Source organism: Bacillus sp. MRMR6 (assembly GCF_001940785.1).
Classification (GTDB): domain Bacteria; phylum Bacillota; class Bacilli; order Bacillales; family Cytobacillaceae; genus Neobacillus.
In genome coordinates this window covers 50,365-65,206 of sequence record NZ_MSLS01000001.1, presented here as the reverse complement: position 1 = coordinate 65,206, position 14,842 = coordinate 50,365, and the positions used below count along the sequence as shown (strand labels likewise).

At 37.3% G+C, this 14,842-nt stretch carries 16 protein-coding genes, 1 tRNA gene and 1 pseudogene; 5 read left to right on the top strand and 13 right to left on the bottom strand.

Translation table 11 applies throughout. The features are described 5' to 3' along the window. The first annotated feature begins 39 nt into the window (after positions 1–39). Both BTR25_RS00360 and BTR25_RS00355 read left to right on the top strand, forming a co-directional pair. Positions 40–609: a PepSY domain-containing protein gene (locus BTR25_RS00360; RefSeq protein WP_075685006.1), complete on the top strand. Its 570-nt coding sequence runs from the start codon at positions 40–42 to the stop codon at positions 607–609. Positions 610–755: 146 nt separating this feature from the next. Then, positions 756–1,244 (top strand): PepSY domain-containing protein, encoded by a 489-nt coding sequence (locus tag BTR25_RS00355; protein WP_075685004.1) that lies wholly within the window; start codon positions 756–758, stop codon positions 1,242–1,244. A 60-nt stretch (positions 1,245–1,304) separates the two neighbouring features. Here the strand turns inward: BTR25_RS00355 and BTR25_RS00350 are convergent, their stop codons facing one another. After that, on the bottom strand, positions 1,305–1,844 hold the full coding sequence (locus BTR25_RS00350) for a hypothetical protein (protein ID WP_075685002.1): 540 nt from the start codon (positions 1,842–1,844) through the stop codon (positions 1,305–1,307). A 191-nt stretch (positions 1,845–2,035) separates the two neighbouring features. On the opposite strand from BTR25_RS00350, the gene BTR25_RS00345 reads away from it, so the two are divergent. Beyond that, entirely contained in the window at positions 2,036–2,812 is a 777-nt protein-coding gene (locus BTR25_RS00345) for an alpha/beta fold hydrolase (RefSeq protein WP_075685000.1), read from the top strand. A 72-nt stretch (positions 2,813–2,884) separates the two neighbouring features. Here the strand turns inward: BTR25_RS00345 and BTR25_RS00340 are convergent, their stop codons facing one another. The 6 genes from BTR25_RS00340 to BTR25_RS00315 form a co-directional block, all read right to left on the bottom strand. Continuing rightward, on the bottom strand, positions 2,885–3,952 hold the full coding sequence (locus BTR25_RS00340; protein WP_083652209.1) for an alpha/beta fold hydrolase: 1,068 nt from the start codon (positions 3,950–3,952) through the stop codon (positions 2,885–2,887). Between the two features lie 20 nt (positions 3,953–3,972). Then, positions 3,973–4,542, bottom strand: coding sequence for a polyhydroxyalkanoate biosynthesis repressor PhaR (locus tag BTR25_RS00335; RefSeq protein ID WP_075684999.1), 570 nt, complete (start codon positions 4,540–4,542; stop codon positions 3,973–3,975). Positions 4,543–4,555: 13 nt separating this feature from the next. Next, positions 4,556–5,167 (bottom strand): hypothetical protein, encoded by a 612-nt coding sequence (locus BTR25_RS00330; RefSeq protein ID WP_075684997.1) that lies wholly within the window; start codon positions 5,165–5,167, stop codon positions 4,556–4,558. A 164-nt stretch (positions 5,168–5,331) separates the two neighbouring features. Beyond that, positions 5,332–5,772 (bottom strand): hypothetical protein, encoded by a 441-nt coding sequence (locus tag BTR25_RS00325; protein WP_075684995.1) that lies wholly within the window; start codon positions 5,770–5,772, stop codon positions 5,332–5,334. A 116-nt stretch (positions 5,773–5,888) separates the two neighbouring features. Further along, positions 5,889–6,668 carry an SDR family oxidoreductase gene (locus BTR25_RS00320; RefSeq protein WP_075684993.1) on the bottom strand — a complete coding sequence of 260 codons (780 nt, stop codon included), beginning with the start codon at positions 6,666–6,668 and terminating at the stop codon, positions 5,889–5,891. 18 nt (positions 6,669–6,686) lie between these two features. Then, a complete protein-coding gene (locus BTR25_RS00315) occupies positions 6,687–6,923 on the bottom strand; it encodes an AMP-binding enzyme (RefSeq protein WP_075684991.1) in 237 nt (78 codons plus the stop codon). A 466-nt stretch (positions 6,924–7,389) separates the two neighbouring features. On the opposite strand from BTR25_RS00315, the gene BTR25_RS00310 reads away from it, so the two are divergent. Further along, the gene (locus tag BTR25_RS00310; RefSeq protein ID WP_083652208.1) at positions 7,390–8,193 is read left to right on the top strand and encodes an alpha/beta fold hydrolase; all 804 of its coding nucleotides are present in this window, start codon (positions 7,390–7,392) and stop codon (positions 8,191–8,193) included. 57 nt (positions 8,194–8,250) lie between these two features. On the opposite strand, the gene BTR25_RS00305 is transcribed toward BTR25_RS00310, so the two are convergent. From BTR25_RS00305 to trpB, 3 genes and pseudogenes are all read right to left on the bottom strand, one after another. Beyond that, on the bottom strand, positions 8,251–9,174 hold the full coding sequence (locus BTR25_RS00305; protein ID WP_254842604.1) for an oxidoreductase: 924 nt from the start codon (positions 9,172–9,174) through the stop codon (positions 8,251–8,253). A 39-nt stretch (positions 9,175–9,213) separates the two neighbouring features. After that, a pseudogene (locus BTR25_RS00300) lies at positions 9,214–10,886 on the bottom strand (ABC1 kinase family protein). 133 nt (positions 10,887–11,019) lie between these two features. Continuing rightward, the gene (trpB, locus tag BTR25_RS00295; protein WP_075684985.1) at positions 11,020–12,186 is read right to left on the bottom strand and encodes a tryptophan synthase subunit beta; all 1,167 of its coding nucleotides are present in this window, start codon (positions 12,184–12,186) and stop codon (positions 11,020–11,022) included. 371 nt (positions 12,187–12,557) lie between these two features. Between trpB and BTR25_RS00290 the strand changes: the two genes are divergently transcribed. Next, a complete protein-coding gene (locus BTR25_RS00290) occupies positions 12,558–12,860 on the top strand; it encodes an EthD family reductase (protein ID WP_075684983.1) in 303 nt (100 codons plus the stop codon). 39 nt (positions 12,861–12,899) lie between these two features. Here BTR25_RS00290 and BTR25_RS00285 read toward each other — a convergent pair whose 3' ends face one another. The 3 genes from BTR25_RS00285 to BTR25_RS00275 form a co-directional block, all read right to left on the bottom strand. Continuing rightward, entirely contained in the window at positions 12,900–13,826 is a 927-nt protein-coding gene (locus tag BTR25_RS00285; protein ID WP_075684981.1) for an aldo/keto reductase, read from the bottom strand. Between the two features lie 96 nt (positions 13,827–13,922). After that, on the bottom strand, positions 13,923–14,267 hold the full coding sequence (locus BTR25_RS00280; protein ID WP_075684979.1) for a lmo0954 family membrane protein: 345 nt from the start codon (positions 14,265–14,267) through the stop codon (positions 13,923–13,925). Positions 14,268–14,422: 155 nt separating this feature from the next. Further along, a tRNA-Val gene (locus tag BTR25_RS00275) sits at positions 14,423–14,495 on the bottom strand. Positions 14,496–14,842: the final 347 nt, after the last annotated feature.

Here is a 14,842-nt window from a genome sequence, read left to right as displayed (position 1 = left end):
CGTATTAGAAAATAGTAAATATAAAGGTGGGTTGTAAAAGTGAAAAAATTCCCTTGGTTTTGGATTGTCATTTGTGCTTTGGCTGCCATTGTCGTAATAGTCGGCTGGAAGCAATTTACTGAATCAACCTCTCCCTCCAAGATGATAACTGAACAGAAAGCAATACTGCTTGTTCAAGAAAGGTTTCAGGGCGAAGTCACAAATTTCGAAATGAAGGATTCGCACTATCTGATCGAATTAAAAAAACAGAATAACCTTTATCACATTAATATGGATATAAAAAGTGGAAAGGTATTATCCATCGCAGCAAAACAACTCTCGACTGAAAAAGACCCTAAACAAACCAATAATGAGCAACCAGAAGAAGAGATTCCCCCCCCGGATAGCGAACAGCAGCCAAAATCACTATCCAATGAAGAAGCCATACAAATTGCCTTGAACCAAGTTCAAGGTGAGGTTGATTCTATTGTGTTAGAAACGAAGGATGGGCAAACCTACTATCTTGTAGAAGTCGAAACTCCTAATGACCAAGAAGCTGTCGTACAGGTACATGCCATTACAGGTGAAGTTATGTCGGTAACATGGGATGACCATGATGACGATGATTAAGCAGGATTTTAAGCAGGATGCAAATATAATCTTATACAAAACATGAATTTCTCATGAATTTCTAATGTTTCTATTCCTTTCTTCTCATTTTCACTGGATATACTGAAGATGTGAAATGAATCGTTATCGAAACGGAGGAAAGTAAAATGAAAAATAAGTTCGTCGTAGGTGCTATATCTATTGCACTAGTATTGGGTGGTGCAGCGGCAGTAGGTGCTGCAAAGAATTATTCATCACAGGATGATTTCAACGGTAACAAAGGAGCATCTAGCACTGATCCATTACAAACTTTTTCTTTAACAGAGGGACAAAAAGTAGAGCTGGAGAATGAGCACGGTAAGACCTTTTATAAGGTTGAATCGGATGATAATGATGATCGCCTTAATACAGACGATGCTGTTGACTTAACCGTTTTGTCACTTGAAGAAGCTTCAAAGATCGCAACAAACACCGTAAGCGGTACAATCACTGAAGTCGAAAAAGAAATGGAGCATGGCAGACTTGAATATACATTTGAAATTGAGTCGAAAAACGGCGAGGTGGAAGTTAGAATTGATGCTCAAACTGGTGAAGTAACGAGAATTGATTTTGATGATGTTAACGATGATGATAAATACGATAACAGTGATGATTAAATAAATAAACAAGAGACAATCTGCCCTGGATTGTCTCTTGTTTATTATTAGGATTTTCACCTATAAACCTCTTTTACCTAAAACTCTTACGCTTTCCTCATACCGTGCAAGTGCATTTTTTTGATTATCTCTGGCAGCTTGTACATATCCAGTGGTTACATTTTTCCAAGTATTACGACGTTCCCTTGCAGCACGGATCAGATTTTCATTTACTGCCTCAATACTCTGATCGATACGGTCTAAGTAATTTACCGTTATTCTGATAGGAGCTTCTGTCATTTGTTCAATCCGATTGGATGCTTCACGAATTTGTTCTTTAATAACTGGACTAACAGTCTGTGATTCTTCAACTCTACTTTTTAGGTCTTCAGAAACGCCCTTCACAATAGTAGTGTTTCTCTGTTTCGTTGTTTGATAAAGATTTATAAATGTATCTCTGACATTCCTGTTGAAAGCTATAGTTTGTCTAACTGTTTGAAGATAAACATCCTCTTGCCTTTCACGTAAATTCTCAGCACGATTTAATGTCATCTCAAATTGATTCCATAATGTGTCTACAAATTGATTCGTTGTACTAGTTTCTAATGTTTCCTTCGTCATTATTTACACTCCTCCTCAGTATTCGGATAAATATTTATGTAGTAGTTCTCTGCTTGTCTATATATGTAATTTACACCTACATGTAATAATTTGTCAACTTATTTATATAATGGTAATACTCAGCACATTACGTAGGTATATACCATACAAATATTGGAAACAAAGGTTATAAAACCATGGAGGGATGAAACTTGGAAAAAGTATTCACTGTCTCTGGAATTCCTTATTTACGTCTTGGTGCAGGTGAACCGCTAGTTTTTATTCATGGACTTGGAGAAGTGAAGGAAGGCTGGTCTAATCAATTTGAATTTGCTAATCAATACGACTTAATTATCCCAGATTTAAGGGGCCATGGAGACTATCTGTCACCAGGTGAGATTTCAATTAAACACTTTGCCCTTGATGTGATTCATTTATTGAAAGAACTAAAAATTGAAAGCGCACACATATGTGGTTTATCAATGGGTGGAATGGTGGCACAGGAAATTTATCGTCAAGCACCTGATATGTGCCGGACTTTAATGTTAGTAAGTACCTATCACTATGCACCCAAAAGGCTGGGAAAATGGTTTTTAAAATATCGCCAAGCAAAGGCAGACATAAAAACACAAGAGGAAATGCGCGAAACGGCAGCAAAGGTATGTCTATACTCTTGGTCCAAAGAAAATTTCGATAAATTTTTTCAGTTCTATAAGCCAAATAGAGAATATTACTTTAAATCAATGGAAGCATGCCTAAAGGTAAATAATCTATGTTTACTCCCACAGATTAAAGCCCCAACTTTAATCATTGGCGGGCAGTATGACTCTTTAACACCGGCATGGATCCAGTTGTTGATGCATAAGCAAATCAAACATTCGGAGTTTGTTATTTTCAGAAATACAGGACATATTGCTAAACTCGAAGCAAAGGATGCCTTTAATAACGTTCTTCGTAACTTCTTAAATAAGCACAAAATGGCAAGTTAGAGGGAAGGGAGTCCTTCCCTCTAACTTATTTCCCATACTATTAATATGTTATTGTACTGTCATATATAACCATTAGATGGGGTTAGAACGGCTCGATGCCCACTGGTCGACTATACCCGCAAAAATGCCCGTTAATGCAAGACTAACATGTCCTCCTTCAACCGAGATGTATGTTTTGTCTTCACTTGAAACCAGTTCCATAATGGGTTTACTTTGATCTTCCAAAATCAAGTTATCTCTAGCACCTGAAACTACAAACAGATTAGCTTTTATGTTTTTTAAATCTACTTGTTTATTTCCAATTACTAGCTCGCCTTTAATTAGTTTATTGTCTTTAAAGAGATCATTACTTAATTGTCGATATGCTTCACCAGCAAAAGGAACTTGATCGAGAGTCCATTTGTCCATTCGGCGCCACTTCTCTACGTATCGCTGGTCATACGCTCTGCTTAATAGCATTGTATAATTAGTAAAATAGATAGGCGCTCCAATAGATCGGAACATCGCTGTTACATACTCTGGCGGAATCACTCCATAAACATCGACAAAACGGTCAATATTTATAAAACCTTTTCTTATACCCTCAGCCCATTTATCAGGACCGACGAAAGGTTCAAAATCAATTGGTACTGTAGCAACTACCAAATTCTTAATTGGCTCTTCGGCAACCGCTGCATACATGGAGGCAATTGTACCTCCTAAGCAATATCCAACTAAAGTAATTTCTTCAGCACCAGAGTGACGGATGGCCCTTCTTACAGCGGTTTTTAAATATTTATCGATATAAGTGTCTACTCCTATTTTTCGATCTTCATAACCCGGGGAACCCCAGTCAAGTAAATACACTTCATATCCCATATTTGTTAGATTCTCAATCACACTCGATTTTGGTGCAATATCTAAAATATATGGTTTATTGAAAAGTGAATACACGAAGAATAATGGAATTTCGTATTTTCTTTGTTTAGCTGGATAATGCCATAAAACAGATTTATTCTTTTTCCAAACTTCATTTCTAGGTGTAATACCTACCTTAGGTTCAGGATCATTGAGTACTTTTAGCACATGCGTCCATCTTGCCTTTTCTTTCTCATAATCAAACGTTGGAATGGTATCTTTAAATGGTGCCTCTCCTGCCACCGCTAACCCCCCTATCCTTATTATTTAGATGTACTTGATCCTGCTGCAGCCAATAATTCCACTTCCTGATCTTTTTCTATAAATTTCTTAAGGATATCAAACTCTTCTTTAAAACTATTTAATTTGGCTAATTCATATTTCATTTCTTGCAGCTCTAAATGCAAATCATTGGTATCTGCAAGTTCCTTTTTTGTTTTCACCAACTCTGTTTTAAGCTGCTTAGTTAATTTAATTATTTCCTTTGAAACCTCAACAACACTTTCAATTTCTTTACTCTGAGTTTTCATAGAATCCTGCAGCTGCCAAATTTGTTCCTCTAGCGCATCCATTTTTTCTTCTGCTTGAATAGTCAAAGCAGCAACGTTTTCTACATCCGTTTTGGTCGGTATATTTAAAAGACTGGCAAATGCCTCTTGGTTCTTTTTAAATCTTTCTAGATTGCGGGAATGAACTTGCGTACCAATATTAGACATCTTGAGAAATTCATTGTTATTTGTCCAAAGAAAGAAAAGATCATTCAACTGTTTCTCCCATAATAAACTAAACTTATGCAGAGATTCGTATGGATCGTAATTTTTATTATCTGACATTTCACTCACTCCATTATGATTTTGTGGGTTCTGAAGGATTTTTCATATACTTTTGAAATGGGAACATGGCTGATTTCACCTGGGTAGCAAATAAATTCACAAATATCTTTTGGTTTTCATAGAGTACACTGCTCGTTTTCTTTACGCTATCGACATATTTGGCTCTTCCGTTTTTCCTAAATGCAACGTATTGTTCTACCATATCTAGATATTTATCCAATCCTTGCCCGTTTGTTAATGTACGAATTGGGGTTGCTAACAGAGCCATTGTTTTCTTTTGAATATCATCAACTACCCCATTAATTTCTTCATAAGATTTAATAGGAAAAAAATGTTGCAGAGTAGTCGTTGACATTAATAATTCTTCCCTAGCGCCCTTCTCCCAATCTCTTAGTTCCTTACTAAATTGCTCAGTAATCGCTATTACATTATCTTGATTTCTTTTAACGGTCTCAACATAGTGCCTGGTTGCATTTAAAAACACTTCATCACGGTCATTTAAGCGCTTTACCCAAGCATCTAATTCATCAAATCCAGCCTTCCAGATTAGCTCAAAACTTGAGAGGGATTCGTTTTGGCTGTTACGTGGTTCTTGATTGTTTTGTTCAATATTTTTTTCGGTCATATGATTGGCTCCTTTAGTTTCTTATTTATTGGCTTTGTTCATATGGATTGATGTTTCAACTCCGGGCATTCGCTTTCCGCGGGCGTGCCGGGGAGCCTCCTCGGCCCCGTCATCCCGCTGGAGTCGAATGCCCTCCGCTCCATCACCAATCCTTTTAACAGAGCTTATTTATTAAATAAATGTTTCAATTTAGCTAGTTCTATTTCGAGTGATTGAATCTTTTGTTGATGAAGGTAGCTTGCTTCTTTGTTTAACTCAGCTAATAAATCTCCCATATCTAATTTGATTTTACTTAACTGAAGTATGTTCTTTTTTTGGGCTTGGTTTAGCCCATAGATTGTTTCTTCTAAGTTATCTACTTTCTCACCACAATCTACTAATCTAATAGCGATAACAGAAATCTCTTCTTTGCTTGGAGCATTAAGGATATCGAGATGTTTTTTTATGATTTCTCTATAAATCAACACACGGTTTAAATGGTGTTCCAGTTCAGCACCAAAAGCTTTGGTAAACGTTAGACAATTGGTACTGGCATGAATACTTCTATTAATGTCATTTTCTAAATTTTTGTAGAAGGTACTTGAGTCAAAGCTGCTAGTCTTCATGCACTAAACCTCTTATCTAACCGGTTGGTATGTTGATTTAAGGATAAATAATTTTACGTTATTAGTCAATTCAGAATTGATTAATAACGTTATTTTGTCACTTTTAACATGAACACCTATTGAACGCTGGCACTAGTTCCGCCGTCTACCACTAAAATATGCCCAAAGACATAGTCAGAAGCATTTGAAGCTAAGAAAAGTGCAGGGCCCTTCATATCATCATCGGATCCAAAACGACCAGCAGGGGTTCCTGCAAGGATCTTCTCACCTGAATATTTCAATATTGGGCTTGCCATTTTTGTTGGAAAGAACCCTGGTGCAATGGCATTCACATGAACATTATAAGGTGCTAGTTTCACAGCCAGATCCTTTGTAAAAGCAATAACGGCTCCCTTGCTTGTAGAATACCCAATTGCGTCCATAACCTTAGGATCCTGGCCACCAATTCCTGCAATCGAAGCAATATTAATAATTTTCCCAGCACGTTGCTCTACCATAATTTTGCCAACTGCCTGAGAAAATAAGAACACTGCCTTAAGATTAATATCCATCACTTTATCCCATTTATCAATGGGCATTTCTAACGCCGGAGCACCCCAGCTAACTCCGCTGTTATTAACTAATATGTCAATGCGGCCAAATTCTTTAAGGGTAATATAGACAACATTTTGAATATCATTAGGATTAGATACATCACATTTAATCGCCAGTGACCTTACTCCCTTTTCAGCTAAAGAGGTACTTATTTGCTGACAAGCCTCAAGATTTCTTGAGCAAACCACTACATTTGCTCCGGCCTCCGCGTATGCAACTGCAATTTGTTCTCCTAACCCCCTCCCGCCACCAGTGACAATAGCTGTTTTGCCTTGTAAACTAAATAAATCCTTCGTATTCATTCGTGCTCCTCCTATTGTTTAGATTATTACTTTTGTTCTCTCTTGGTCTCTTAAGACTCGTCTTAGTAGTTTTCCAACTGAGGATTTGGGAAGTTCAGCAAGGATATCCACTTCCTTTGGAGCCTTGTAAGCTACTAGGCGTTCGGCACTATATCGCATTATTTCCTCTTCAGTAATGCTATATCCTTCTTTCAGTTTGACAAACGCTTTGACTGTTGGTGCTGACTCAGAAAGGCCGTAGCCATCAAGCAGCATGGCTCCTGTTCTTCTTTCAAACTTAAGTTTTAAAATTAGTAGATTTACAAAAGTTTGGCAATCTTCATCAACCAACTCGAAAAAAATATTAATATAATTCTGATTATTATAATAAAAATTTAATTTGTAAACCTTCCATTTTCGACAAAATATCCCATATTAACCGTTTGTATTTACTTTTTTTTGAAAAACAGCAACTGAACGTGTAGATAAGGATAGTTCTTTACATTCTTACTTTCTGTAAAAATCAAAAAAACAGAAATATGTCGAAACTTCTTTGTGTCGTTTTTCCGAATTTTCACCTGTATAATGAATGTCTTTTGACTATAACAAGAATAATTAATATTTTCCTATAAGACTTCTAGAGGATGATTAGGTCATAGGATTGAGGCTTAGAATTCTATGTTCTTTATAGGTACAACTTTTCATATAATTTACAATATATACTAAAAAGGAGATGTTTCGTTTGCCCAAAACCAATGCAAATGGTATTGATTTGTATTACGAAGTCTATGGAGAAGGTGAACCTTTACTATTAATCATGGGGCTATCGCTTACCTCTAAATCTTGGTTTCGAACTATCCCTGCTTTAAGTGAGCAATATAAAGTGATTGTTTTTGATAATCGCGGTGTTGGTCAGAGCGGGAAACCAAATACTCCCTATTCCATTGGTCTTATGGCAGAGGATGCTCGTGCGGTCTTAGATGCGGCAGGGGTTGAGTCTGCCCATGTGTATGGTATTTCAATGGGAGGTATGATTGCCCAAAGATTAACTTTAAAGTATCCAGAACGTGTTAAGTCTCTTATTTTAGGCTGTACAACTTCAGGCGGACAGAATCATGTTCAACCAGATGCTGAAGTTTCGATGCTAATGCTTTCACGTGCCTCTTCAACTGCTACTCCAGAAGAAATGGCATGGGCAACGGCACCAATATTGTACAGCCATGCATTTCTAGAAAATAACAGAGCGATTGTTGCCGAGGACATTCAGGCGAGAATCGAGACGCCTATTTTGCCATATGCATATATGCTGCAGCTTCAAGCATGTTTAGCACATGATACGTATAATGAGATCAATCAAATTAAAGTATCAACTCTAGTCATACACGGTGATGAAGACAGGCTAGTTCCTTATGATAATGGGGTAACTTTGGCTGAAAGAATTCCTGGAGCAGAATTTGTTAGTATATCAGGTGCTGGACACATCTACGTAACCGAGGCCAATGATTTTGTTAATACTAAAGTTCTAGAGTTTTTAAAAAAACAATAAAACATAAAAAAAATGCCTGTCAGCACGTACAGGCATTTTATACTTATACTATATGAATTATAGTTTAGAAAACTCATGAAAATCGTACTTCACCTTGGTTAAAGCTTCTGAGACTTCCCAAAGTTTTTTCATAGTCTCCCTATCATAGACACCTGCAGCCGGAGTCTCAATGGCAGGATATCCCTTCCTATTACCACTTCCATCAGGTCCAATATATTCCCCGCCTGTTAAACTCTCATTCGTTGCCGCATAGACAGTGGGCAAGGCACCCCTCTCAGCTGTCTGAAAAAATAGAGTCGATAACTTCTTAAGGAAATTAGGTGCATCCTTTCCTCCTAGTTTAAATAAGTTTGTCGCTGATATACCAGGGTGGCAGGCTAAACTTATAACATTTAATCCATGTTCCTTTAACCTGTTATCCAGTTCCTTGGCAAATAATAATGTTGCCAGCTTACTTTGCCGATAAAACGCCATTGGCTTATAGCCATTAGAACCATCGAGGTTATCGAAAAGGATGGATGCTCCCCTATGTGCAATACTGCTAAGGGAAACTACCCGAGAGGTAGGGGTTCTTTTAAGTAAGGGCAGTAGCAATCCTGTTAAGGCAAAATGCCCTAAATGGTTACTTCCGAACTGTAACTCAAAACCATCCTTTGTATATTGATGAGGCGGTACCATTACACCGGCATTATTGATTAATATATCCAAAGTGTCATAACGATGACTAAATTGAGTAGAAAAATCCCTAACGCTTTCTAAATCTGAAAGATCAAGAAGCATCACCTCCATACTAGCTGATTCATGATCCTTAAGGATGGTTTGTTTGGCCCCTCTTCCTTTTTCTACATTTCGCACTGCCAAAATTATTTCTGCTCCTCGCCCTGCTAGCAGCTTTGCGGCTTCTAATCCTATGCCGCTATTTGCCCCTGTTATAATAATTCTTTTTCCACTAAGATCATGACTTAACAATATACATTTCACTTCCAATCTTCTTTTTAAAAATATGGTCATTAACCTGCTTTAGAATCTCCCTGATTTAAAGATTGAAAAGATCAGCCAGACAAACATAATAGTAGCAATCCCGAAGCTAATCTCTACAGCAGGAATACTAGAAAGTAAAATAGATGGCTGACCTGATAGTGAAGCACCTACAATGATACCTACCATGATAATACTAAACGATAGTAAAACAATACTAAAGGATAACCTATTGCTGATTTGATTTAGCTTTCTTGTAAACGAATCAAGTTCCGGTGCAGAAATTTCAATTTGCATCTTCCCTTTTTTCATAACAGAAGTGAACTCTTTCATCGTTCTTGGAAATTCATTCAGAATATTTCCATATTCAGTAAAGTTGTTCAACGCCTTCCCCATCATATTCTTGGGATTGAAGCGTTCTAATAATAATTGTCTTCCGAATGGTTCCGCAACTGCTATAATACTAATCTCTTGATTAAGCTTTTCTACTGTGCCCTCAAGCGTCAATAACGTCTTCCCCAATATCGTTAAGTCTGTTGGCATTTGGATATTGTGCCGATAAGCAACTGAAAAAAGCTCATTAACTGCTGTCCCAACGCTCATTTGACTAAAAGGAATATTTAAATACTTCTCCCTAAGCAGATCAACATCTGCTCTTAGCTTTGAAAGATCAACATCCTCAGGCACCAAACCCATGTTAGAAATCGATTTAACCACCTCAATTGTATTTTGACGCATTAACGCAATCACAAAGGAAGCAATGTGATTTCTCATTTCTGGAGTTAAACGCCCAACCATTCCAAAGTCCATAAATACGATGGTTTCTTCTGGTAAAGCTAATATATTACCCGGGTGAGGGTCACCATGGAAAAACCCAGCTAGCAGGATTTGTTGAAAAATAGAATTGACAACCCTCTCAGCAATGATTTTACTATCGTATCCTTGTTCCGTCAGCTTATCTATTTCATTCAATTTAATTCCCTCAAAATACTCTGTCGTTAACACTTTAGGTGTAGTAAATTCCCAGTAAACCTTTGGAATGAGAATTTTGGGATCATTTTTAAACTGATTAGCGATCTTTTCCGAGTTACGAGCTTCCGTTTCATAGTCGAGTTCCTCTCGGAGAGACCTCGCTAATTCTTCGACAACATCACGGATATGATATCTCTCCCCCAATCAAGCCGAGATTCAGCTAATCTAGCTAAATCTTGAAGAATTTCTAAGTCAGTTTCAATTAATTTTCTGATATTAGGACGTTGGATTTTAACGGCTACTCGTTCACCCGATCTAAGAACGGCATAATGGACTTGTCCAATCGATGCGGCAGCAAGTGGCACTTCTGAGAATTCAGCAAAGGAGTGCTCCATCGATTCTGCAAATTCTTCTTCTATGATGTTTTTTACCTCTTTGAAAGAAAAAAGTGGTACACGATCTTGAAGTTTTTCTAATTCTTGTATAACTTCTGCAGGAATTACATCTGGACGAGTACTGGCAATTTGTCCTATTTTAATAAACGTAGGCCCTAGATCTTCTAAAAACATTCGAATCCGTTCACCAGTTGATCTACTATGAAGTGAGTGATTACCGTCGGCGAGATCCTTTTTAGGAAGGTCTAGTAATCCCAATTCTTTCATTAAAAATCCAAACCCATAGCGGCTAAAAGCATAGACAATATCTCGATAGCGCTGGATATGACGAATTCTTCTTTTTATCATTTCCTGATTTCTCCTATATGAAGGATTTTTATATTTTCTCCACCTTCTCATTTTTTTCCGATATTTTCAAGCATGTTCAAATAAAAGTCAGAATAAAAAAAGACGGGTCGTTTTCGACTCGTCCATCACACATTTATTGTTTTAGCATTTTAAATACTTGTTCAACATCTTTATCTCCACGTCCGGATAGATTGACAATAATGATTTCATCTTGAGGTAATTCTTTCGCCAGTTTGACTGCATACGCTACAGCGTGTGAACTTTCCAAGGCAGGGATTATTCCCTCCGTTTTACTTAATAGCTGAAATGCATTTAATGCTTCTTCACCTGTAACAGTCACATAATCCGCTCTTCCGATTGTCTTTAAATGGCTGTGTTCCGGTCCAACTCCTGGATAATCCAATCCTGCTGCAATCGAGTACGTTGGCTTTGGTTCACCGTTCTCGTCTAATAAAGTTAAACATTTGAAACCATGAATGACAGCCGGTATTCCCTCTGTAAGAGTAGGTGCTTCTTTTGGTTCCACTCCAATTAATTGTACACTCGGTTCATCAATATAATGGGCAAACGCCCCAATAGCATTACTTCCGCCACCTGCACATGCAATAACAGCTGAAGGGAGTCTGCCCTCTTTTTCAAGCACTTGGCGTTTGGACTCCTCACTGATAATCGCCTGAAAGTGCTTGACCATTGTTGGATATGGGTGCGGCCCAACGGCTGAACCTAATAAATAAAAGGTATTTTGATAGTTTTGAACTAAGTCTCCTAATGCTTCATCCACTGCATCCTTTAAACGGCCCTGCCCCTTCTCAACTGGAACGACTTTTGCACCTAAGAGCTCCATCCTAAATACATTTAATGCTTGGCGTTCTGTATCTAGCTTACCCATATAAATAATACATTCCATCCCAAACATCGCACAGGCAGTAGCTGTAGCCACACCATGCTGTCCAGCACCTGTCTCGGCAATGATTCTTTTAGCTCCCATTCTTTTTGCTAACAGAATCTGGCCGATCGCATTATTAATTTTATGTGCCCCTGTATGATTTAAATCTTCTCGTTTCAAATAAATTTTGGCACCGCCGATTTTCTTTGTTAAATTCTCAGCTAATGTTAAAGGATTTTCACGTCCTACGTATTCCTTAAGGTAATATTTGAATTCTTCAATAAACTCAGGGTCATCTTTGTAACGTATGAATTGGGCTTCTAATTCATTCATTACTAGTTGTAGTTCTTCCGGTATGTAGCTTCCACCAAACTCACCAAAATAACCCTTGCTCTCTACGCTCACTTTTTCCATGCTCTGCTCGACTCCTTCTATACTATACTGATTCGACTCAGCTTTTTGAGTTGACATTATTATAGAATAGAATAACAGAATATTCAATCAACAAAACCGAAATTATGCTTGGGCAGTAATTTTCGGATGAAAATCCAATAGGCAAACAAGTAGAATAAATCAATATGTTTATACTCTTCTAATTTGTAACAAAGATTTCTTCCAATTGAAACATCTCCTTTTCTATCAAATCGATCGACAACTTCAATTATGAAACTCTTTGATTGACCAGTTTATTGTCGAATACTTCTCATACTATTTTACTAGTAAGGAACTTATACTAATCTTAGGGGTACAAGATTTGTAGAATTATCTTTTAAGGAGGAATACTAGTGGCAAAACTAATCGTTATGTATAATCAACCGAGTAATCAAGCGGGATTTGAAGAGTATTATCACAATGTACATATCCCATTGGTACAAAAATTACCCCATCTAACTGGTGCAGAGGTTCACCGAGTATCACAAGCACTAAACACTAGTGAAAGTTTATTTCTCATAGCAGAACTCCATTTTGAAAGTCCGGAAACATTGAATCTTGCCTTATCTTCACCAGAAGGCATGGAAGTGCAGGGAGATGTTAAAAATCTCATGCCATACCTAACAAAACCGCCAGTCATTGCTATTGTAGATTAAAGAATGGTCGAGGAGGAAAATCTCCTCGACCAGTTTCATTTAAGGTACCATGTTCCCTGCCGCTTTGTAGATTTTGTACCATTCTTCTCTTGTTAGTTTGATATCGCTACCTTTACACGCATCCTTCAGACGCTCACTGTTGGTAGTTCCTAACACTACTTGAATATTGGCTGGATGCCTGGTAATCCAAGCTGTCGCAATGGCCGTGTTTGTTACATTATATTTTAAAGATATCTCATCAATCACCTGATTTAGTTCAGGAAATTTTTTGGTATCACCTAGAAATGTTCCCTCAAAAAAGCCATGCTGATATGGTGACCAAGCCTGTATGGTAATATCATGAAGACGGCAATATTCCAAAGTACTGCTGTCACGGTTAATCGCTTGATCAACCTTCATGTTTAATGTAATACCTGAATCAATTAACGGCGTGTGCGCCACACTTAACTGCATCTGGTTTACTACTAATTTATAGGGTATGTACTTTTGCAGCAGTTCTATTTGCATTGGATTATGATTCGAGACACCAAAATACTTTACTTTCCCGCTGTTATAAAGCTCATCAAATGCCTCTGCCACTTCTGCTGGGTCCATTAACGGATCTGGGCGATGGAGTAAAAGAATATCAAGGTACTCCGTTTTCAGCCGCTTTAAGATTCCCTCCACTGAGCTAAGGATATGCTCTTTTGAAAAATCAAAATAACCTTCAGGTGTGCGAATTCCACATTTGCTTTGCAAAATCATATTGTCGCGGATGGTTGGCGTCATTGAAATGGCTTCTGAGAAAATTTCCTCACTTTTTCCTTTTCCATAAATATCTGCATGGTCAAAAAAGTTAATTCCCTCGTCCATCGCTGTACGGATTAACTTCTCAGCTTCTTGTATTGAAAGCTGCGGCAGGCGCATATTTCCCATAATCAGATTCGAAGCTTTTAACTCAGTGTTTGCTATGCTAATGTACTTCAAAGTTTTTTCCTCCTCAATAAATAAAGTCAGATTTATTATAGCACTGTCATTAACAACAGAAAAAACACCAACTTTAGAAAATTGGTGTTTTTTCTGTTATTTGTTAAGTTCCATCCATTGTTTTTCAAAATTAACAAATGGATCTGATTCTTTTTTTGCGATTCCCTGTTTTTTGCTATTCCAATTTTTATACACAAGATAAAGAACGTATGCTGCAACGACACCAATAATGGCTGGTGCATTTGAAATGGAAGCCATTAAGACAAAAAAACCGAGAATTACTAATGCAATTTTTCCTCCAGTTGTGTTTGTTTTTAAAAACTGCTTATAAATGTAATAAAGAATTAATAAACTTATCGCCAGCCCCACCATCGGAATGATTGAAGACAATAGAATCACGGCAGCAATACCACCTGCTAGAAGTAAACCAATTTTTTTCATATTATTTTCCTCCCTCGTTATCATGATTTCATTTTACCTGTTTTCCTTCATTCTCAAAATTGCGCTTGAGCTTGATTTTTCACTAGGTCCCAAGTCGTAGAAGGTGCATTTAAGCGTAAAAAAAATCCTAACATTATTAATGTTAGGATTTGTTATGACCTGTGAGGGGTTCGAACCCCCGACCTCAACCCTGTCAAGGTTGCGCTCTCCCAGCTGAGCTAACAGATCTCTTATTAAGCTACAAATCTAATTATAGTAAAAAAGCTAAAAATGTCAATACTGTTTTCAATAAAAATTAAACATCCATAATCTAACAAGAACATCCATTCGTGAAATAATTGAATAAAGAACAAATGTTCGAATATAATAATACTATAAACAAAAAGGATGGTGAACCAAAATGGATGGGCTTTTGTTTCGATCAATTGAAGAAAATTTGCCTTTAGAGATGATCTACTTATCAGAAAGTAAGGAGATTTCTCAACGGAAGCTGCTAATTAAGGAAATAAATGACGAATATTCTCGCCTATTGTCTGCTTCGAAAACAAATACGAACGTTCAGACGTGAAAATATT

Bases quoted from the DNA above. Each gene is read 5' to 3' on its own strand.
- BTR25_RS00355 (WP_075685004.1), top strand. From the start codon at position 756: ATGAAAAATAAGTTCGTCGTAGGTGCTATATCTATTGCACTAGTATTG.
- BTR25_RS00350 (WP_075685002.1), bottom strand. From the start codon at position 1,844: ATGACGAAGGAAACATTAGAAACTAGTACAACGAATCAATTTGTAGAC.
- BTR25_RS00335 (WP_075684999.1), bottom strand. From the start codon at position 4,542: ATGTCAGATAATAAAAATTACGATCCATACGAATCTCTGCATAAGTTT.
- BTR25_RS00330 (WP_075684997.1), bottom strand. From the start codon at position 5,167: ATGACCGAAAAAAATATTGAACAAAACAATCAAGAACCACGTAACAGC.
- BTR25_RS00325 (WP_075684995.1), bottom strand. From the start codon at position 5,772: ATGAAGACTAGCAGCTTTGACTCAAGTACCTTCTACAAAAATTTAGAA.
- BTR25_RS00320 (WP_075684993.1), bottom strand. From the start codon at position 6,668: ATGAATACGAAGGATTTATTTAGTTTACAAGGCAAAACAGCTATTGTC.
- BTR25_RS00315 (WP_075684991.1), bottom strand. From the start codon at position 6,923: ATGCTGCTTGATGGCTACGGCCTTTCTGAGTCAGCACCAACAGTCAAA.
- trpB (WP_075684985.1), bottom strand. From the start codon at position 12,186: ATGGAAAAAGTGAGCGTAGAGAGCAAGGGTTATTTTGGTGAGTTTGGT.
- BTR25_RS00280 (WP_075684979.1), bottom strand. From the start codon at position 14,267: ATGAAAAAAATTGGTTTACTTCTAGCAGGTGGTATTGCTGCCGTGATT.